The sequence below is a fragment of the Frankia sp. ACN1ag genome (assembly GCF_001414035.1).
Classification (GTDB): Bacteria; Actinomycetota; Actinomycetes; order Frankiales; family Frankiaceae; genus Frankia; species Frankia torreyi.
Map to the genome: position 1 here is coordinate 88,711 of NZ_LJPA01000028.1, position 18,813 is coordinate 107,523.

The window sequence follows — 18,813 nt, forward strand, 5'->3', positions numbered from 1 at the left end:
AGACATACCGTGCCGGAGATCGGGCCGTACGTCAAGCAGCGACCGCAGGTGGCCGACCCGGCGACCCTGCCGGCGGATCACGGGGGATGCCGGCAGGGGGTCTGCGAGGCCGCCCGGCGGGCGGGCAGAGTCGGCCAGGCCGCCCGGCGGGCGGAGCGGGATCAGCGACCGCCGGAGCCGGGCGCGGCCACCGCGCCCCCGTCGAGGGCGGTCAGGAAGCGGGCCGCGACCGGGGCCGCCGTCTCGGCGCCGAAGCCGCCGTCCTCGACGACGACGGCGAAGGCCACGTCACCCCGGTAACCGACGAACCAGGCGTGGGTGGGCGGCGGGTCGCCGTCGGCGTATTCGGCCGTGCCGGTCTTGCCGTAGACCTCGCCGGGCATCGGCACGCTCGCGGCGGTGCCCTCGGTGACGACAGCCCGCATGAAGTCCCGCAACGGCGGGAGCACCGCGGGCGGGATGGCGTTGCTGCGCGCCGGCTGGCCGGCGACGAACGGCTGGCGCCAGGTGCCGCTGGCGACGGCCGCCGCCACGCTCGCCATCTGCAGGGGCGAGACCTCGATGCGGGCCTGTCCGATCGACGCCGAGGCGGACTCGACCGAGTCGCGCGGGGTCGGGAAGCTCCCCCCGACGCTGGCGATGTCCAGCGGCGCCTGGCCGTCGAAGCCGTAGAGCTGGGCGGCCTTCTCCAGGGCGTCGGACGGCAGCGACTCCTCCAGCCGAATGAAGGCGGTGTTGCAGCTCTTGGCGAAGGCGGTCCGCAGCGGGATGGGCCCGAACTGCTCGGACTCGGCGTTCTGGAAGGTCCGCCCGCCCACGCTGACCGTCTGGGTGCAGTCCAGCGGGGTGTTCGCCGCCTTGCCGTTCATCAGTGCGGCGGTGGCCGTCACGATCTTGAAGGTGGAGCCCGGCGGGTACTTGCCGCGCACGGCGCGGCTCGCCCCGCTCGGCGGGTGGTTCGCCAGCGCCAGCACGCCGCCGGTGCGGGTGTCGATGGCGACCATCGCCGCGGTGGGTCGGGCGGCGGTCGCGAGCGCCGTCTCGGCGGCCTGCTGGACCCGCAGGTCGAGGGTCGTCCGGACCGACTCGCCGTCGGTCATCGGGTAGGTGTGCAGCGTCTGGACGGTGGCGCCCCGCGCGTCGCGCACGACGACGGCACCGCCCTGGGCGCGCAGCCGGTCGTCGTAGACGCGTTGCAGCCCGGACAGCGGGTCGGTCCGGCCGACGAGGTTGCCGGCGAGGTCCCCGGAGTCGCGCAGCGGCTGGCCGCCGGCGGCGAGCAGGTCGCCGCGGTGGCCGGTCGAGGCGGTCCGGTCCAGGTGCAGCCCGGGGCGCAGGGCGGGATGCACGGACGCCGGCTCCGCCCGGACCTTCCACCCCCGGCCGGTGTCGACGAGGTTCAGCACGCCCGCGTACTCCAGCGGCGCCGGCAGGCCGGACAGGTCGAGCCGGGCCGCGTAGGGCGCCCTCGCCGCCTTGCCGTTGCGGTCGATCGATCCCGGGGTGAAGGTGGCCCCGGTGACCAGCAGCCGGTCCCGCACGTCGGCCATCGTGGTCAGCAGGGCCGCGACGTCGATGCTGCCGGGCACGGTCACCGCGCTCACCGCGGCCCGACCGGCTCCGTCACGGCCGCTGGCCGCGGCCGACCCGGTGGCCCCCGCCCCGGCCGCGGCCGGTGTCGCCGCCGCACCGCTCCCGCCACCCGGGGCGGCGCTGGCCGGGGCGGCGCTGGCCGGGGCGGCGCTGGCCGGGGGCGCCGCGCCGGCCGGGGTGCTGGTCGCCGTCCCGCCAGTGGTGGTCAGGGTTCGCCAGGCGGCGAGGTAGGCCGCCGCCGCGGCCTGGGCCCGGTGGTCGGCCGCCCGCGCGTCGGACCGGTTCTTCAGCACGTAGCCGACCCCGCTGCCGGCGGCCAGGACGACGACCACCACGGCGGCGATGATCGCCCGCCGCCGGCCGCGGCCACGACGGCGCGAGGTCGACGCGGTGAATCCGGACGGAGTGAGGGGCATGACGAGACGCCTCCCCTCGCAGACGACTGCCCGATCGGAGACCCACCCTACGAAGGCCCCCGGCACTGCGCACCCGACGCGCCGGTCGGCGTCGGCAACTCGACACGCGGGTCCGACACGGAAGGAAAACGTGGTCTTCCCGGGCCCAGGTCACGCCGGGGCAACCTTCGGCACCCCGGCTGACACCCCGAACCCGGATGACTACGCCCAACCAGGCCGTATCCCCCGCATGAGGATTAGCGGCCAGGTTTTCCGCAAACACCGCGATGGCGATCATATCCGGCGCCCGATCCGGTCCGGGGCGGCCCTGGACCGCGTCCCCGGAGCCCGGGGTATCGGCGCGCAGGCGGCCCGGCGGACGGACCGCGGTCAGCCGACGAGGGGCAGGACCTGGCGTGGCGGCGCGCCGGTGCAGGCGCGGCGGGCGCCGGTGCCGCTCCATCCGCCCGGGATGCGTGCCCGCCAGCTCTGCCGGAAACGCCCCGCCGATCAGGACGCGCCGAGGCGCTCCAGCAGCAGGCCGCGCACGCTCGCCGCGTCCGCCTGGCCCCTCATCGCCTTCATCACCGCGCCGACCAGCGGGCCGACGGCGTTGACCTTGCCGCCGCGGACCTTCTCCGCGATGTCCGGTGCTGCGGCGATGGCGGCGTCGACCGCCGCCGTGAGCGCCCCGTCGTCCGCGACGACGGCGAGGCCGCGCCCGGCGACGACCTCGTCCGGGGTGCCCTCCCCCGCCAGCACGCCGTCGATGACCTTGCGGGCGAGCGCGTCGGTGAGTTCGCCGCCGGCGACGAGCACGGTGATCCGCGCGACGTCGGCCGCGCTGATCGCGAGGTCGCTCGGCTGGCTACCGGCATCGGCGGCGCGACGCGCCAGCTCGTTGAGCCACCACTTGCGCGCCGCCGCCGGGGTCGCCCCGGCGGCCACGGTCTGCTCCACCAGGTCCAGCACCCCGGCGTTGCGCATGTCGGTCAGGTCCCGCGCGGTGTAGCCGTGCTCGGCGATGAGCCGGGTGCGGCGCGCCGCGGGCAGCTCCGGCAGGCCGACGCGCAGCTCGTCGATGTACTGCGCGGGCAGCGCCAGCGGGGTCAGGTCCGGCTCCGGGAAGTACCGGTAGTCGGTCGCCTCCTCCTTGGACCGGCCCGGCGACGTCCGCCCGGAGGCCTCGTCGAAGTGGCGGGTCTCCTGGAGGATCCGCTCGCCGTCGTCGAGCAGGCCGGCCTGGCGGGTGATCTCGTAGCGCACGGCCCGCTCCACCGACCGCAACGAGTTGAGGTTCTTCGTCTCGGTGCGGGTGCCGAACGGGGCGTCGGGCTCACCGGGGGCGGGGCGGCGGCGCAGCGAGACGTTCGCGTCGCAGCGCAGCGAGCCCTGCTCCATCCGCACGTCGGACACGTCGAGAGCGCGGATCAGCTCGCGCAGCTCGTCGACGTAGGCGCGGGCCACCTCCGGCGAGCGGACGTCGGGCTCGGTGACGATCTCGACGAGCGGGATCCCGGCCCGGTTGTAGTCGACCAGCGAGTGGGTCGCCCCGTGGATGCGCCCGGTGGCGCCGCCGACGTGCAGTGACTTGCCGGTGTCCTCCTCCATGTGCACGCGGGTGATCCCGACCCGGTGCACCTCGCCGTCGATCTCGACGTCGAGCCAGCCGTCCGTGCACAGCGGCTCGTCGTACTGGCTGATCTGGAAGTTCTTCGGCATGTCCGGGTAGAAGTAGTTCTTGCGGGCGAACCGGCACCAGGACGCGATGTCGCAGTGCAGCGCGAGGCCGATCATGACGGCGAAACGCACCGCCGCCTCGTTGACCACCGGCAGGGCGCCGGGCAGGCCGAGGCAGACCGGGCAGACCTGGGTGTTGGGCTCGGCGCCGAACGCCGTGGGGCAGCCGCAGAACATCTTGGAGACGGTGCCGAGCTCGACGTGCGTCTCCAACCCGATCACCGGCTCGTAACGGGCGAGCGCGTCGGCGTAGGAGGGCAGCGCGCTGGCGGGAGCCGCAGTGCTCACCGGGGGTACTCCTCGTGGGTCGCTGGATGCGCGGGTCGGCCGGTCATGACGACGAATCGTCGGCGGAGCCGGGCTCGGCGGAGGTGGTCTCGGCGCCACCGGGTCCACCGGATCCACCGGGTCCGGCTGGCGGGCGGGTGTCGCGCAGGTGCACGTAGCTGAGGAACACCGCGGCCGGCAGGCCCAGCACGCCCCAGACGAGCAGGATCGGGTTCACCGTCGCGATGCCGAGGCCCAGCACCACGACGGTCAGCAGCCAGACCACGACGACCAGCAGACGGTCCTGCCGCCCGCTGCGCAGACTCACCATCGCAGACCCCCGCCGTGCTGCCCCGTCCCCGGCCCGGTCCGCACCTGCTGGCCGGTCCGCACCTCCTGGCCGGTCCGCACCTCCTGGCCGGTCACAGTGCCGGGGCCTCGTCGAGCAGCGCATGGCCGCGCCGGGCGTCCAGCGCCTCCTCCAGCGCCCCACCGACCAGGTAGAGCCGGTCGTCGGCGAACGGCGGCGCCATGATCTGGATGCCCACGGGCAGCCCGTCCGCCAGGCCCGCCGGCAGGCTCATCGCCGGGCCGCCGGCCAGGTTCGACGGGATGGTGCACAGGTCCGACAGGTACATGGCGACCGGATCGTCGACCTTCGCCCCGAGCGGGAACGCCGGGGTCGGGGTGGTGGGCGAGACCAGCACGTCGACCTGCTCGAACGCGGCGGCGAAGTCCCGGCTGATCAACGTGCGGACCTTCTGCGCCTGGCCGTAGTAGGCGTCGTAGTAGCCCGAGGACAGTGCGTAGGTGCCGAGGATGATCCGCCGTTTCACCTCCGGGCCGAAGCCGGCTTCGCGGGTGCGGCTCATGACCTCCTCGGCGCCGGCCTGGCCGTCGTCGCCGACTCGCAGCCCGAACCGCATCGCGTCGAAGCGGGCCAGGTTGGACGAACACTCGCTCGGCGCGATCAGGTAGTAGGCCGCCAGCGCGTAGGTGAAGTGCGGGCAGCTCACCTCGACGACCTCGGCGCCGAGGTCGGTGAGCGTCTCGACGGCGGCGGCGAAGGCGGCCTGCACCCCCGGGTCGTAGCCCTCGCCGGCGAGCTCCCGCACGACGCCGACCCGCAGGCCGCGGATGTCGCGCCGGCCCGCCGCCTCGACCACCGCGGGCACCGGCACATCCACGCTGGTGGAGTCGAGCGGGTCGTGGCCGGCGATCGCGGCGTGCAGCAGCGCCGCGTCGGTGACGGTGCGGGCCAGCGGACCGGCCTGGTCCAGCGAGCTGGAGAAGGCGACCAGGCCGTAGCGGCTCACGCCGCCGTAGGTGGGCTTCACCCCGACCAGCCCGCAGACCGCGGCCGGCTGGCGGATGGAGCCGCCGGTGTCGGTGCCGATCGCCAGCGGCGCCTCGAAGGCGGCGACCGCCGCCGCGCTGCCGCCACTGCTGCCGCCGGGGATGCGGGTGGTGTCCCACGGGTTGCGCGTCGGCCCGTAGGCCGAGTTCTCCGTGGAGGAACCCATCGCGAACTCGTCCATGTTGACCTTGCCGAGCAGGACGACGTCCGCCGCGCGCAGCCGGCTGACCACGGTCGCGTCGTAGGGCGCGTGCCAGCCCTCGAGGATCCGGCTGCCGCAGGTGGTCGGCATCCCGCGGGCGGTCAGGACATCCTTGAGCGCCAGCGGCACCCCGGCGAGCGGGCCGAGCCGCTCCCCGGCGGCCCGGCGCTCGTCGACGGAGCGGGCCGCGGCGAGCGCGCCCTCGGGGTCGACGTGGAGGAAGGCGTGGATGGTGTCGTCGACCTTGGCGATGCGGTCGAGCGCGGCCTGGGTCGCCTCGACGGCGCTCAGCTCGCCGGCGGCGATCGCCGCCGCCGTGGCCGCGGCGGTCAGGTGCACGACGTCGGCCGCGGCGGCCGGAGTGGTCGTGGGGGAAGGTGTTGGGTGGTCCGTCATGCGGGCGGCGACCTCACTCGTCCGGATCAAGGATGCGGGGCACCCGGAAGCGGCCGTCCTCGGTGGCGGGGGCGCCGGCCAGGGCCTCGGCGGCGGTCAGCGACGGGCGGGCGACGTCCGGGCGGAAGACGTTCGTCAGCGGCACGGCGTGACTGGTCGGCGGGATGTCCGCCGCGGCGACCTCGGAGACCCGGGCGACCGCCGACAGGATCGCCTCGAGCTGCGGTGCCAGCGCGTCCAGCTCGTCGTCGGTCACCGACATCCGCGACAGCCGGGCGAGGTGGGCTACCTCGTCCCGCGTGATCCCCATGGCGTGTGGCCCCTTCGTGGGCGGTGGGCGCGAGGCCCGTGACTGGTCGTGCGTGCCGCGGGCGGCAGCCGGGAAAGCCGGGGACTCCGGGCCGCCCGGAGGCTGGCCGCGGGGGGAGAACCGGACCGGACGCTTCGCCGCGTCGACGTCATGTCATGGTACGGGCCGCGGCACGACCGGGACGGACCCCGCCCGCCGACCTGCCGGCCGAGCCGACCCCGCGGTGGCGGCGGCCGCTCGGCCGGCACCGCCCGCCGGGCCCCTGACCAGGCAGGCATCGGCGCGGCGCGTCATCTCGGCGTGACCGGTCGGCCATGCCGACGACACACTCTTTGTGCATGCTCAACTACATGTCGTACCTGCTGCGTGTCGTGTTGCCGGACCGCCCGGGCACCCTCGGCGCCGTCGCCACCGCCCTGGGCGCCGCCGNCATCGACATCGTCAGCGTCACCGTCGTGGAGCGCACCGCCGCCGGCGCGGTGGACGACCTGCTCGTCATGNTGCCGCCGGGCGGACTCGCGGATCGGGCGATGAGCGCGGCCCACTCGGTGCCGGGGGTGGTCGTCGAGTCGCTGCGCCCGTTCCTTGCGGACGGCGGCGGCGTGGCCAGCGACCTCGACCTCGTCGACGCGCTGACCGAGCGGCCGATCGACGCCGCGGCGACCCTGACGGAGCTGGCCCCGGGCGTGTTCAACGCCGACTGGGCGGTGCTGCTCGAACACGTCGGTGCGGGCGACGTGCGGGTGCGGGAGACCTCGGTCGGCGCGCCCACCCTCGGCGGGGACGACCTCGGGGTGCCCGAACGGGTCCGGTTACCGCTGCCCTGGCTGCCGCTGGACCGTGCGCGGCGGATCGGGCCGGACGAGGGCACCTTCCCGCCTCGCTGGGAGGCGGTCAGCATGGAGCTCGCCGCGGCGCCCGTCGGCTGCGATCGGCTGGTCATTCTCATCGGCCGCCCGGGCGGCCCGGTCTTCCGACCCTCCGAGATCGAGCGGCTGGCTCACCTCGCCGGCATCGCGGCGAGCCTGAGCAGGACGGACCGCCCCTGACGGGACGGCCCGCGCGCCCGCCATCCCCCGCCCCGGGTCGACCCCGCCCCGGGTCACCCCGGCAGGGCGTCGTCCGCCGCCTGCGCCGTCTGGCGGGCGCCGACGTCATCCGGGGCATCCTGCGCATTCGGTGCGTCGGTGGGCACGGCCCGCTCGCGCGCGGCGTCCGCGCCCCGTTCGAGCAGCACGGCGAACCCGGCCTCGTCCAGCACCGGCACGCCGAGGCTGCGCGCCTTGTCGTACTTGGCCGCCCCCGGATCGGCGCCGACGACGACGAAGGCCGTCTTCTTGCTCACCGAACCGGTGACCTTACCCCCGCGGCCCTGCACCGCCTCGGTCGCCGAGTCCCGGCTCCAGCCCTCGAGCGTCCCGGTGATGACCACCGCGACGCCGTCGAGCGGGCGGGGGCCCTCCTCGGCCCCGGCGTCGGCGAGCGACGCGCCACCGGCGGCGATGCGGGCGACGATGTCACGGTGGCGGGCGTCGGCGAACCAGTCCACCACCGCACTGGCGATCTTCGGACCGACGCCCTCGACGGCGGCGAGCTGCTCGGCGGGGGCGGCGGCGATCGCGTCGAGCGAGCGCAGCTCCCGCGCGAGCGCACGCGCCGCGGTCGGCCCGACGTGGCGGATGGACAGGCCGACCAGCAGCCGCCACAGCGGCCGGTGGCGGGCCGCCTCGACGCCGCGCAGGATCTGGTCGATCTTCTTCTGGCCGAAGCCGCGCAGCCCCTCGAACGACTCCGGCGTCAGGTGGAAGATGTCGCCGATGTCGCCGACCCGGTCGGCCTCGAGCAGGGCGATCGCCGTCTCGTAGCCCAGGCCGTCGATGTCCAGCGCGCCCCGCGAGGCGATGTGGAAGATCGACTCACGGAGCTGCGCCGGGCAGGAGACGGTGTTCGGGCAGCGGATGTCCACCTCGCCCTCGGGGCGCACCAGCTCGGTGCCGCACTCGGGGCAGTGGGTGGGCATGACGAAGGCACGCTCGGTGCCGTCGCGCAGGTCGACGACCGGGCCGACGATCTCCGGAATCACGTCGCCGGCCTTGCGCAGCACGACCGTGTCGCCGATCAGGACGCCCTTGCGGCCGACCTCGTCGACGTTGTGCAGGGTCGCCAGGCCCACCGTGGAGCCGGCGACGAGCACCGGTTCGAGCTCGCCGAACGGGGTCACCCGGCCCGTGCGGCCGACGTTCACCCGGATGTCGCGCAGCTTCGTCGTGACCTCCTCGGGCGGGTACTTGAAGGCCACCGCCCACCGCGGCGCCTTCGACGTCGACCCCAGCCGCCGTTGCAACGCGAACGCGTCGACCTTGACGACCACCCCGTCGATCTCGTGCTCGACGTCGTGGCGGCCCCGCCCCCAGCGGTGGATGAACGCCAGCACGTCGGCCACCGACGCCAGTACTTCGAAGTGGGTCGAGACGGGCAGACCGAACTCGGCGAACCGGGCGTAGGCCGCGGACTGGGAGGGGGCGTCGAACCCGCGCTGCGCCCCCAGCCCATGCACGATGATGTCGAGCGGGCGGGTGGCGGTGACCCGGGGATCCTTCTGCCGCAGCGACCCGGCGGCGGCGTTGCGCGGGTTGGCGAACGGCTTGCCGCCGCCGGCCACCAGTGACGCGTTGAGCTCGGCGAACTTCTCGGTGGGGAAGAAGACCTCGCCGCGGACCTCCAGCAGCTCCGGCACGCCCGCCCCGCGCAGCCGGGTCGGCACGCTCGCCAGCGTGCGGATGTTGGGGGTGATGTCCTCCCCCGTGCGCCCGTCGCCGCGGGTCGCCGCGCGCACGAGCCGGCCGTCGGCGTAGACGAGATCGACGGCGAGCCCGTCGATCTTCAGCTCGCACAGCCAGCCGTCGACCTCGGTCTCCCGCGCCGCGCGCGCGGCCCACAGGTGGAACTCGTCGTCGTCGAAAACGTTGTCCAGCGACAGCAGCCGCTCGAGATGCTCGACCGGGGTGAACAGGGTCGAGTACGACCCGGCCACCTTCTGCGTCGGCGAGTCCGGGGTGCGCAGATCGGGGTGGCGCTCCTCGATCGCGGTGAGCTCACGCATCAGCCGGTCGTACTCGGCGTCGGAGACGGTCGGCGAGTCCAGCACGTAGTACCGGTAGGCGTGCTCGTCCAGCTCGCGGGCGAGCTCGGCGGCGCGGGACCGGTCCGCGACGGAAGCGGCGACGGTCGGTTTCGCCGCAGCCGCGGCCGCGACGGCCGCCACGTCACCGGAGCCCAGTGGCGCGCTCATGCCGGCGCGTCGACCAGGACGCGGCCCGCCCGGCGGCAGTGCCGCATGACCGCCCTGGCCTCGTCGACACCGAATCCCGCAAGGCCGCACGCGGGTGCCACGGCGACCACCTCCCCAAGCTGTTCGGGCCGGAATCCGAGCCGGCTCCACAGTGCAGTGACGGGTTCGACGGTACGGCGGACGTCCGACAGATTCGCCGCTCCGCCGCGGGTGGCCACCAGGCCCGCGATGAGCCGCACCCCGGCCTCCACGAGCTCGCCGACGGCGTCGTCCTGGGCGCGGGTCAGCAGGGCGGCGTCGAGCCCGACGAAGTCCATCCCGGCGCCGCGCAGCGCGGCCAGCGGCACGTCCGCCGCACAGCAGTGCACGCCGACCCCGGCGACGCCGGCCAGCGCCCGGGTGGCGTCGGCGAGTGCGCGCAGCCGCTGGACCACCAGGCCCTCCTCGACGGCCGGCACCACCGAGAAGCCGCTGGGCGTGCGCACCCGGCCGGCCAGCACCAGCGGCAGCGACGGCTCGTCGAGCTGGAGGACCAGCCGCGCGTCCGGAACCCGGCGGGCGATGTCGCCGAGATGGTCGGCCAGACCGGCGGCGAGCGCCTCGGCGAGGTCCCGGGTGGCGCCGGCGTCGGACAGCGCCTTGTGCCCGCGGGGCAGTTCGAGCTCGGCGGCCAGCGTCCACGGCCCGGCCACGGCGACCTTGAGCGGCCCGGAGTAACCGGCGGCGACCTCGGTCAACGCGTCCAGGTCCCACCTGAGCAGATCCCGGGAACGGCGCAGGTCCAGGCCCGGCCGGGGCACCAACCGCCAGCCGGCCGGCTGCAGGTCGACGGGCAGGTCGAGCAGGATCGCCGCCGACCGGCCGATCATCGCGGCGCCGGGCCCACGGGCCGGCAGCTCCGGCAGGTGCGGCAGGTCCGGCAGCTCGTCGAACACCGACTTCGTAGCCTCGACCGGGTCGGTGCCCGGCAGCGAACCCACCCCGGTGGCCGCGCCGGCCGGCCACAGCGGCGCGGGGCCGGCCTCAGTGCTCATCGGAACTCATCCCGCCATTGTGGCCGACGGCACCCGGCGCCCCACCCAGCCCCGCCGGCCGCTCACGCGGCGGTGACGCGGATGTGCCCCCCTCCGAGCACCCGGTCGCCGTCGTAGAGCACGACGGCCTGACCCGCCGCCGTCCCGCGCACCGGGGCGGCGAGGGTGACGACGAGATCGTCGCCGCGCGCCTCGGCCTCGGCGGCCACGACCCCGCCGTGCGCCCGAACCTGGGCCTGACAGGTCACCACGCCCTCGTGCGGCCAGGCCGCCCGGTCGGCGACCAGCCGGCGGATGTCGAGCTCCTCCGCCGGGCCGACGATGACCGTCGAGGTCACCGGGGAGATGTCGAGGACGTAGCGGGGGCGCCCGTCCGGCGCCGGGTGCCCCAGGCGAAGCCCGCGGCGCTGACCGACGGTGAAGGCGAAGGTCCCATCATGCTCGCCGAGCGTCTGCCCGGACTTGGAGTCGACGATGGGCCCGGGCCGCGAGCCGATCCGCTCCCGCAGCCAGCCGCCGGTGTCCCCGCCGGAGATGAAGCAGATGTCGTGGCTGTCCGGCTTGTCGGCGACGGCCAGCCCGCGCGCGGCCGCCTCGCGGCGCACCTGCGCCTTGGTGGAGTCGCCCAGCGGGAAACGCGCCGCGCCGAGCTGCTCGGGCCGCAGCGTGCCGAGCACGTAGGACTGGTCCTTGGCGGGGTCGACGGATCGGCGCAGCGTGCCGTCCGGGTCGAGGCGGGCGTGGTGGCCGGTGACCACGGCGTCGAAGCCGAGGGCGAGCGCCCGGTCCAGCACCGCGGCAAACTTGATCCGCTCGTTGCAGCGCACGCACGGGTTGGGGGTGCGTCCCGCCGCGTAGGACTCCACGAACTGGTCGATGACCTCGGTCTCGAACCGCTCGGCCAGATCCCACACGTAGAACGGGATGCCCAGCACGTCCGCGGCGCGGCGCGCGTCGCGGGCGTCCTCCAACGTGCAGCAGCCCCGGGCGCCGGTCCGGTCCGACTCGGGCGAACGGGACAGGGCGAGATGGACGCCGGTGACGTCGTGCCCGGCGTCGACTGCCCGCGCGGCGGCGACGGCGGAGTCGACCCCGCCGGACATGGCGGCGAGCACCCGCATCAGACCTGCCCCTCCCCGGAACCATCCGGTTCCCAGAACCCTCCGGCGGCGCCGCGCACGCGGCGCGGATCAGGCGCCGGTCATCCCCGCGAGCGCGCCCGCGCGGCTCGCCCGCTCCACCACCGGCCCGATCGCCTCGACGAGCGCGTCCACGTCGGCAGCGCGCGACGAGTGGCCCAGCGAGAAGCGCAGCGATCCCCGCGCATGCTCCTCGCCGGCCCCCATGGCCAGCAACACGTGCGAGGGCCGGGCTACTCCCGCCGAGCAGGCCGAACCGGTCGAACACTCGATGCCGCGCGCATCGAGCAGCATCAGCAGCGAATCCCCCTCGCAGCCGGGGAACGTGAGATGGGCGTTGCCGGGCAGCCGCTGCGGACCGCCCAGCGGGGCGCCGTTGAGCACCGCTCCCGGCACCTTCTCCTGGACCCGACGGACAAGGTCGTCGCGCAACGCGGCCAGCCGGGCGCCCTCGCGCGGCGCCTGGGCGCAGGCGGTCGCCGCCGCGGCCGCGAACGCCGCCACCCCGGCGGTGTTCAACGTCCCGGAGCGGATGTCGCGTTCCTGGCCGCCGCCATGGGTCAACGGCTCCAGCACGAGGCCGCGGCGCACCACCAGTGCGCCGNCCCCGACCGGCCCGCCGATCTTGTGGGCGCTGACGGTGATGGCGTCGGGCCCCTCCTCGCCGACCGTGACGGGGATCTGGCCGAACGCCTGCACCGCGTCGGTGTGGAACGGCACCCCGTGCCGATGCGCGACGGCGGCGAGCTCCGCGACCGGCTCGACCGTGCCGACCTCGCTGTTCGCCCACATCACCGAGACCAGGGCCACCGCGGCGGGATCGCGCTCGAGGGCGACGGCGAGGGTGTCCGGGTGCACCATGCCGGCGGCGTCGACGTCGAGCAGCTCCACCTCGGCGCCCTGCTCGGCGCCCAGCCACTGCACGGTGTCCAGCACCGCCCGGTGCTCGACCGCGCTGACCAGCACCCGGCGCCGGGCGGGCTCGGCCCGCCGCCGCGCCCAGTACAGGCCCTTGAGCGCGAGGTTGTCACCCTCCGTGCCGCCGCCGGTGAACACCACATCGGACGGCCGGGCGCCCAGCACGTCGGCCAGCGTCTCGCGCGACTCCTCGACGATGCGGCGGGCCCGGCGGCCGCTGGCGTGCAACGACGAGGCATTGCCGGTGTCGGCGAGCACCGCGGCGTACGCGGCGAGCGCTTCCGGTCGCATCGGCGTCGTCGCCGCGTGGTCGAGATAGGTCACACGGTAGAGGGTAGCCGCGCGCGGCCAGGCGGCGTCGCCGCGCCGATCACACCCGCGCCGCGGCCGCCCGCCCGCCCGCGGCGCGGGACGGACGGCAGCGCCGGGATCAGCGGTTCGAGGTCACCCCGCAGCAGGCAGCCGGACCAGACGCCGGCGCAGTAGGCGGCGTCGTCGGCGACGCGCAGGAGCAGATACGGTGCGAGGCCGACCCCCGGGCGCGCCACCCACCACTCGTGCACCAACGGCAGCGTCGCCGCGGCCAGGACCAGCCGGCCTGGCGTGCCGGCGCAGGCCAGCAGGGGCAGCCAGGTGCGCCGCGACGTCTCGGCGGCGGCGAGCAGGGCGTGGCGCCGCCCCCGGACGGTCAGGGCCAGCGCGGCGCGGCCCGGGCGGTCGGTGCGGCCCAGCCGGCGGGCGAGACGGGCGGTGGTCAGCGCCACCGAGCCCGCGGCCAGGGCGCCGACCGCGGCGGCCCCGCCCCGGTCCCGGCGCAGCGCCAGCAGGCCCACCGCCGCCACCGCGCTCGCCGCCCCGCGGGCCGGTCGCAGCGGTCCGGGATGCCGCCGGGCAAGCTCCGCCGCCGACGAGCCGTAGCCGTGGCGCTGGCGCGCCCAGGCCCGCCAGGACGGCCGCGGATCGTGGTGCACCACCGCCGCCGGCTCATAACGGACGGTGTGGCCGGCGCCGACGAGCCGCCACACCAGGTCGACGTCCTCACCGAAGCGCAGCGCCGGGTCGAACGCGGCGTGCGCCCGCCGGATGAGCAGCGCCGCCGACGGCACGTACGACACCCGCCCCCCGGGGCGCACCGCCGCCGGCCACGGCCCGAGATCGAGCGGGGAACGGCCCGCCTCGTAGCGTTCCCGCAGGCTGCCGCGCGACGCCGGCGGCGCCGGGGAGGCGACCCGCGGCGCGACGGCGACAACCGCCGGGTCCGCGAGGTGGGCGACGAGGCGGTCGAGCCAGTCGGCGGTGGGCCGGACGTCGCAGTCGCAGAAGACGATCACCTCGGTGCGCGCCGACCGGGCGCCGCTGGTGCGCGCCGCGGCGGGGCCGCGGGCCCGATCGTGCCGGATCACCCGGGCGCCGGCCGCGGCGGCCTCGGCCGAGGTTTCATCGAGGGAGCCGTCGTCGACGACGACGACCTCGGCGCACTGCCCGCGCAGCGCGCCGACCAGCGCGCCGATGCGCCCGGCCCCGTCTCGGACCGGAATGACAGCCGTGACCTCGGGGACCTCGGGGACCCCGGGGACCGTGCCCACCGGCGCCGGGCGGCGCGGCGGCAGCGGATGAACGAGACCGGAGTCGACGAGCCGGCGTGCCAACAGCCCCGCGCCGGGTCCGGCCGCACCGACCGTGGCGCCCCCACGCAGCGCCGCGAACACCCGCGCACCGGGGGCGGACAGCGCCATCAGCCGCAGCGGCGACCCGCCGAGCAGCACGATCCCACCGGCGGCCGCGGCGGCGGACGCCGGCGCCAGAACCGTGAGGCCGGGGTCGCACTGCACCCGGAACGGAGCCGGCAGTGGGATCGGAGCCGGCTCAGAAGTCACCGGCCGCCCGGCGCAGGTCGGTGAGCAGGTCGATGAGCGTCCGCACGCCCCCGTCCCCCAGACCGGGGTCGGCGAAGACGGTGTCGTTGAGCTTCTCCGTCGCGGCGAGCGCCGTCGCCCGCCCCTCCTGGGTGATCTCGGCGAGGATTGCCCGGCGATCGGTGGGGTGGGGGGTGCGGCGGACCTGGCCGCGGGCCTCCAGCCGGTCGACCGCGCTGGTGATGCTGGTCGGATGGACCTGAAGCCGGCTCCCGATCTTGTTCAGCGGGAGGGCGCCCCGGCGGGAGAACAGCAGCAGCATGAGCAGCTCGTACCGGGCGAAGGTCAGATCGAGCGGACGCAGGACCTCGTCGACCCTGGCCAGCATGATCTGCTGGGCGCGCATCAGCGACGTGACCGCCGCCATCCCGTCCGCCACCGAGCCCCAGCCGTGCGCGGTCCAGTGCCGGTGAGCCTCCGCTATGGGATCGGTGGGCAGCGGTTTGGGGGTGGCCACGGCTTGGACGCTCCTGCACTTCAGGGGATCTCTCCCACCCGACCGGCGGGCCGGGGACCGCCCAGATGACGGCCGGCGTCCATTGCACCCCAGGACGCCACGTGCAGGCAAAGACTCATGCGTACGCGGAGATTACGGGTCGCCACGCTCAGCGCACCGTGCGGCGTCACCCCGTCGGGGAATGTCAGACATTGCGCCGATACTGGCCACCTACGTCGAAGAACGCCTGGGTGATCTGACCAAGCGAGCAGACCCGGACCGCCTTCATCAACGCCGCGAAGGTGTTTCCGGTGCCGGCGGCGACCGCGCGCAGCTCGGTCAGGGCGGCCTCGGCCTCGGCGGCGTGCCGGCGCTGGAACTCGGTCAGGCGGGTGAGCTGGGAACGCTTCTCGTTCTCGGTGGCTCGGGCCAGCTCCAGGGGGCCGGCGGCGTCGGCGGCGCGATCCGGGGCGCCGACGGCGCGGTCGGGGGCGAGGAAGGTGTTGACCCCTATGATCGGCAGCGTGCCGTCGTGCTTGCGGCGCTCGTACAGCATCGACTCGTCCTGGATCCGGCCCCGCTGATAACCGGTCTCCATCGCGCCCAGCACGCCACCACGATCGCTAATCCGCTCGAACTCGGCGAGCACGGCCTCCTCGACCAGGTCGGTCAGTTCATCGACGATGAACGATCCCTGCATGGGGTTCTCGTTGGCGGCGAGCCCCCATTCCCCATCAATGATCATCTGAATGGCGAGCGCGCGGCGCACCGAGCTCTCGGTGGGCGTGGTCACAGCCTCGTCGTAGGCATTGGTGTGCAGGCTGTTGCAGTTGTCGTAGATCGCGCACAGCGCCTGGAGGGTGGTGCGGATGTCGTTGAACGCCATCTCCTGGGCATGCAGTGACCGGCCGGAGGTCTGCACGTGGTATTTGAGCATCTGTGAACGGGGCGTGGCGCCGTACCGCTCGCGCATCGCGACCGCCCAGATCCGCCGCGCCACCCGCCCGATGACCGTGTACTCCGCGTCCATCCCGTTGGAGAAGAAGAACGACAGGTTCGGCGCGAAGTCGTCGATCCGCATTCCTCGGGCGAGATACGCCTCGACGTAGGTGAATCCGTTGGCCAGCGTGAAGGCGAGCTGGGTGATGGGGTTCGCGCCGGCCTCGGCGATGTGGTAGCCGGAGATCGAGACGGAGTAGAAGTTGCGGACATTGTGCTCGATGAACCATTCCTGCACGTCGGCCATCGCCCGCAGCGCGAACTCGGTGGAGAAGATGCAGGTGTTCTGCCCCTGGTCCTCCTTGAGGATGTCCGCCTGAACCGTGCCCCGCACGGTGGCCAGCGCCCCGGCGGTGATCTCGGCGGCTTCGTCGTCGCTCGGCTCGCGGCCCTGCTCGTCGATGAAGGCGGCCAGCCGCTGGTCGATCGCCGTGGTCAGGAACATCGCGAGGATGGCCGGCGCCGGGCCGTTGATCGTCATGGAGACGCTGGTCGCCGGGGCGCCGAGATCGAACCCGTCGAACAGGGCCGCCATGTCGTCGAGGGTCGCGATCGACACACCCGAGGTGCCGACCTTGCCGTAGACGTCGGGTCGGGGGGCCGGGTCGCGACCGTAGAGGGTGACCGAGTCGAAGGCCGTGGACAGCCGCGTCGCCGGCGACCCGGCGGACAGGAAGTGGAAGCGCCGGTTCGTCCGGAACGCGTCCCCCTCCCCGGCGAACATCCGCGCCGGCGCCTCCCCCGCGCGCTTGAACGGGAACACCCCCGCGGTGAACGGGAAGTACCCCGGCAGGTTCTCCCGGCGCAGGAACCGCACCAGTCGGGCGTCGTCGTCGATGGCCGGCACCGCGACGCGGGAGACCTGGGTGCCGGCGAGGGTCGTACGACGCAGCGGTGTGCGGATCTCCGTGCCGCGCACCGTGTAGGAGAGCTGATCGCCCTGCCGCTCGGCCACGATCGCCGGCCACCGCTCGAGCAGCTCCCTCGCCCATGGCGCGAGGGCCGCGTCCGCCTCGTCGCGCAGGGCGGCCAGGGCGCCGGCCTCCGCCGAGGCGGCGCCCACCGCGTCGAGTGCGGTGGTCAGGTGCTCGCGGCGGCGGGCAAGCTGGGCCTGCCGTTCAGTCTCGGCGTGGTAGTCGCGCACCGTCTCGGCGATCTCGGCCAGATAACGCACTCTGGCCGCCGGGACGATGGTCGTCAGCCCGGTGGCTGCCCGCACCTCGACGGCGGGCAGCACGCCGGGCCTTGCCGCCAGGCCGACCTCGCAGAGCAGGCCGAGAAGGTGCTGGTAGAGGGCGGTAACCCCGTCGTCCTGGAAGCGTGCGGCGGAGGTGCCGAAGACCGGCATGTCCTCCCAGGACCGATCGAACGCCTCCCGGTTGCGCACGAGCTGGCGGGCGACGTCGCGGCGGGCGTCCTCGGCGCCGCGGCGTTCGAACTTGTTCACCGCGACCACGTCGGCGAAGTCGAGCATGTCGATCTTCTCCAGCTGCGAGGCCGCGCCGTACTCCGGCGTCATCACGTACAGGGAGACATCGCAGTAGGGCACGATCGCCGCGTCGCCCTGCCCGATGCCGGGGGTCTCGACGATGACCAGGTCGTAGCCGGCCGCCTTGCAGGCCGCGATCGCCCCCGGCACCGAGGGTGGGACCTCGCTGCCCGCCGCCCGGGTGGCCAGGGACCGGAAGAAGACCTCGCCGGCGCCGGAATCGCCCAGGGCGTTCATCCGGATCCGGTCACCGAGCAGCGCCCCACCGCCGCGCCGGCGGCTCGGGTCGACGGCCAGCACCGCGATGCGCAGCGCGTCGCCCTGGTCGAGGCGGAAGCGGCGCAGCAGTTCATCGGTCAGCGAGGACTTCCCGGAGCCACCGGTGCCCGTGATGCCCAGCACCGGCACGGCCGGCCGCCGACCGGCCTCCTCCCGCAGCGCCGCCGCAAGCTCGCCGTCCCGATCGGCCTCGAGAACCGTGATCGCCCGAGCGAGCGCACCCTGCTCGCCGGCGATGATCTCCTCGAGCTTCGGACCGTCCGCGGCGAGGTCGACGTCGCAACCGGCGATGATCGTGTTGATCATCCGGGCCAGGCCCATCGCCTGACCGTCCTGCGGGGAGAAGATCCGGGCGACGCCGCGGGACTGCAACAGCTCGATCTCCGCCGGCACGATCACCCCACCGCCCCCGCCGAAGACACGGATGTCACCCGCGCCGCGTTCCCGCAACCGCTCCACGAGGTAGCTGAAGTACTCGACATGCCCGCCCTGGTAGGAGGACAGGGCGATGCCCTGGGCGTCCTCCTGGATCGCCGCGGTCACCACCTCCTCGACGCCACGGTCGTGGCCGAGGTGGATGACCTCCGCCCCCTGGGCCTGCAGCAGCCGCCGCATGATGTTGATCGCCGCGTCATGCCCGTCGAACAACGCGGCCGCCGTGACGATGCGGACCGGATGGACGGGGACGTGGAGGTCTGCCGTGTCCTGCTGGGCGTCGTCCTGCTGGGCGTCGGATGACATCGAGCGGCTCCCCGGGGAGAACGGACGGGCCGGCGCACCCAGCCCGACAGCCTTCTGACTTCCGATAGTAGGACGTCCATCCGACAGGTGCCACTGCGGCCAGGGTCGACGGAGGACGGGCGGGCCGCGCGGGGGATGTACGGGGCTCCCGCCCGGGCGAGTGAACCGCGGCAGTCGGGCGGGGGAGGCAGGCAGCGGCTACAAGGTCCCCAAATACAAGTGTGGGGTTGCCTTAAAAAGGCAACCCCACACTTTGTGTAAGTCCGGCGGCGTCCTACTCTCCCACACAGTCCCCCATGCAGTACCATCG

General features: G+C 74.6%; 12 protein-coding genes and 4 pseudogenes. 3 read left to right on the forward strand and 13 right to left on the reverse strand.

The features are described from left to right. Positions 1-161: 161 nt before the first annotated feature. The 5 genes from UK82_RS22765 to gatC form a co-directional block, all read right to left on the reverse strand. Positions 162-2,009: a penicillin-binding transpeptidase domain-containing protein gene (locus tag UK82_RS22765; RefSeq protein WP_055409170.1), complete on the reverse strand. Its 1,848-nt coding sequence runs from the start codon at positions 2,007-2,009 to the stop codon at positions 162-164. Positions 2,010-2,498: 489 nt separating this feature from the next. After that, complete coding sequence (gene gatB, locus UK82_RS22770; protein WP_044886233.1) at positions 2,499-4,016, reverse strand: Asp-tRNA(Asn)/Glu-tRNA(Gln) amidotransferase subunit GatB; 1,518 nt, start codon at positions 4,014-4,016, stop codon at positions 2,499-2,501. 43 nt (positions 4,017-4,059) lie between these two features. Then, positions 4,060-4,326 (reverse strand): hypothetical protein, encoded by a 267-nt coding sequence (locus UK82_RS22775; RefSeq protein ID WP_044886234.1) that lies wholly within the window; start codon positions 4,324-4,326, stop codon positions 4,060-4,062. 91 nt (positions 4,327-4,417) lie between these two features. Next, positions 4,418-5,950 (reverse strand): Asp-tRNA(Asn)/Glu-tRNA(Gln) amidotransferase subunit GatA, encoded by a 1,533-nt coding sequence (gene gatA / locus UK82_RS22780; RefSeq protein ID WP_044886235.1) that lies wholly within the window; start codon positions 5,948-5,950, stop codon positions 4,418-4,420. A gap of 13 nt (positions 5,951-5,963) precedes the next feature. Next, the gene (gene gatC, locus UK82_RS22785) at positions 5,964-6,260 is read right to left on the reverse strand and encodes an Asp-tRNA(Asn)/Glu-tRNA(Gln) amidotransferase subunit GatC (RefSeq protein ID WP_044886236.1); all 297 of its coding nucleotides are present in this window, start codon (positions 6,258-6,260) and stop codon (positions 5,964-5,966) included. Positions 6,261-6,610: 350 nt separating this feature from the next. On the opposite strand from gatC, the pseudogene UK82_RS39650 reads away from it, so the two are divergent. From UK82_RS39650 to UK82_RS43095, 3 pseudogenes are all read left to right on the forward strand, one after another. Beyond that, a pseudogene (locus tag UK82_RS39650) lies at positions 6,611-6,689 on the forward strand (amino acid-binding protein); the annotation flags it as partial. Between the two features lies 1 nt (position 6,690). Beyond that, positions 6,691-6,760, forward strand: a pseudogene (locus UK82_RS41645) (hypothetical protein); the annotation flags it as partial. Between the two features lies 1 nt (position 6,761). Further along, positions 6,762-7,309 (forward strand): annotated as a pseudogene (locus UK82_RS43095) (amino acid-binding protein); the annotation flags it as partial. A gap of 53 nt (positions 7,310-7,362) precedes the next feature. Here the strand turns inward: UK82_RS43095 and ligA are convergent. The 8 genes and pseudogenes from ligA to icmF form a co-directional block, all read right to left on the reverse strand. Beyond that, positions 7,363-9,552, reverse strand: coding sequence for an NAD-dependent DNA ligase LigA (ligA, locus tag UK82_RS22795; RefSeq protein ID WP_063870510.1), 2,190 nt, complete (start codon positions 9,550-9,552; stop codon positions 7,363-7,365). Next, positions 9,549-10,586, reverse strand: coding sequence for a methionine synthase (locus tag UK82_RS22800; protein ID WP_044886238.1), 1,038 nt, complete (start codon positions 10,584-10,586; stop codon positions 9,549-9,551). Before UK82_RS22800 ends, ligA begins: the two co-directional genes overlap by 4 nt. 62 nt (positions 10,587-10,648) lie before the next feature. Next, positions 10,649-11,707: a tRNA 2-thiouridine(34) synthase MnmA gene (gene mnmA / locus UK82_RS22805; RefSeq protein WP_055409174.1), complete on the reverse strand. Its 1,059-nt coding sequence runs from the start codon at positions 11,705-11,707 to the stop codon at positions 10,649-10,651. Between the two features lie 69 nt (positions 11,708-11,776). Continuing rightward, a partial coding sequence (locus tag UK82_RS39655; protein ID WP_236706314.1) for an aminotransferase class V-fold PLP-dependent enzyme occupies positions 11,777-12,329 on the reverse strand: 553 nt, incomplete at its 5' end. A 1-nt stretch (position 12,330) separates the two neighbouring features. Next, a pseudogene (locus tag UK82_RS39660) lies at positions 12,331-12,967 on the reverse strand (cysteine desulfurase family protein); the annotation flags it as partial. Then, complete coding sequence (gene mftF, locus UK82_RS22815) at positions 12,964-14,520, reverse strand: mycofactocin biosynthesis glycosyltransferase MftF (RefSeq protein WP_055409178.1); 1,557 nt, start codon at positions 14,518-14,520, stop codon at positions 12,964-12,966. The gene mftF and the pseudogene UK82_RS39660, both read right to left, overlap by 4 nt. Continuing rightward, entirely contained in the window at positions 14,510-15,016 is a 507-nt protein-coding gene (locus UK82_RS22820) for a MarR family winged helix-turn-helix transcriptional regulator (RefSeq protein WP_044886242.1), read from the reverse strand. Before UK82_RS22820 ends, mftF begins: the two co-directional genes overlap by 11 nt. A 184-nt stretch (positions 15,017-15,200) precedes the next feature. Then, a complete protein-coding gene (gene icmF / locus UK82_RS22825) occupies positions 15,201-18,503 on the reverse strand; it encodes a fused isobutyryl-CoA mutase/GTPase IcmF (RefSeq protein ID WP_055409180.1) in 3,303 nt (1,100 codons plus the stop codon). Positions 18,504-18,813: the final 310 nt, after the last annotated feature.

Excerpts from the sequence above, each read along its gene's own strand:
- UK82_RS22765 (WP_055409170.1), bottom strand. The coding sequence starts at position 2,009 with ATGCCCCTCACTCCGTCCGGATTCACCGCGTCGACCTCGCGCCGTCGT.
- UK82_RS22775 (WP_044886234.1), bottom strand. The coding sequence starts at position 4,326 with ATGGTGAGTCTGCGCAGCGGGCGGCAGGACCGTCTGCTGGTCGTCGTG.
- gatA (WP_044886235.1), bottom strand. The coding sequence starts at position 5,950 with ATGACGGACCACCCAACACCTTCCCCCACGACCACTCCGGCCGCCGCG.
- gatC (WP_044886236.1), bottom strand. The coding sequence starts at position 6,260 with ATGGGGATCACGCGGGACGAGGTAGCCCACCTCGCCCGGCTGTCGCGG.
- ligA (WP_063870510.1), bottom strand. The coding sequence starts at position 9,552 with ATGAGCGCGCCACTGGGCTCCGGTGACGTGGCGGCCGTCGCGGCCGCG.
- UK82_RS22800 (WP_044886238.1), bottom strand. The coding sequence starts at position 10,586 with ATGAGCACTGAGGCCGGCCCCGCGCCGCTGTGGCCGGCCGGCGCGGCC.
- mnmA (WP_055409174.1), bottom strand. The coding sequence starts at position 11,707 with ATGCGGGTGCTCGCCGCCATGTCCGGCGGGGTCGACTCCGCCGTCGCC.
- icmF (WP_055409180.1), bottom strand. The coding sequence starts at position 18,503 with ATGTCATCCGACGCCCAGCAGGACGACGCCCAGCAGGACACGGCAGAC.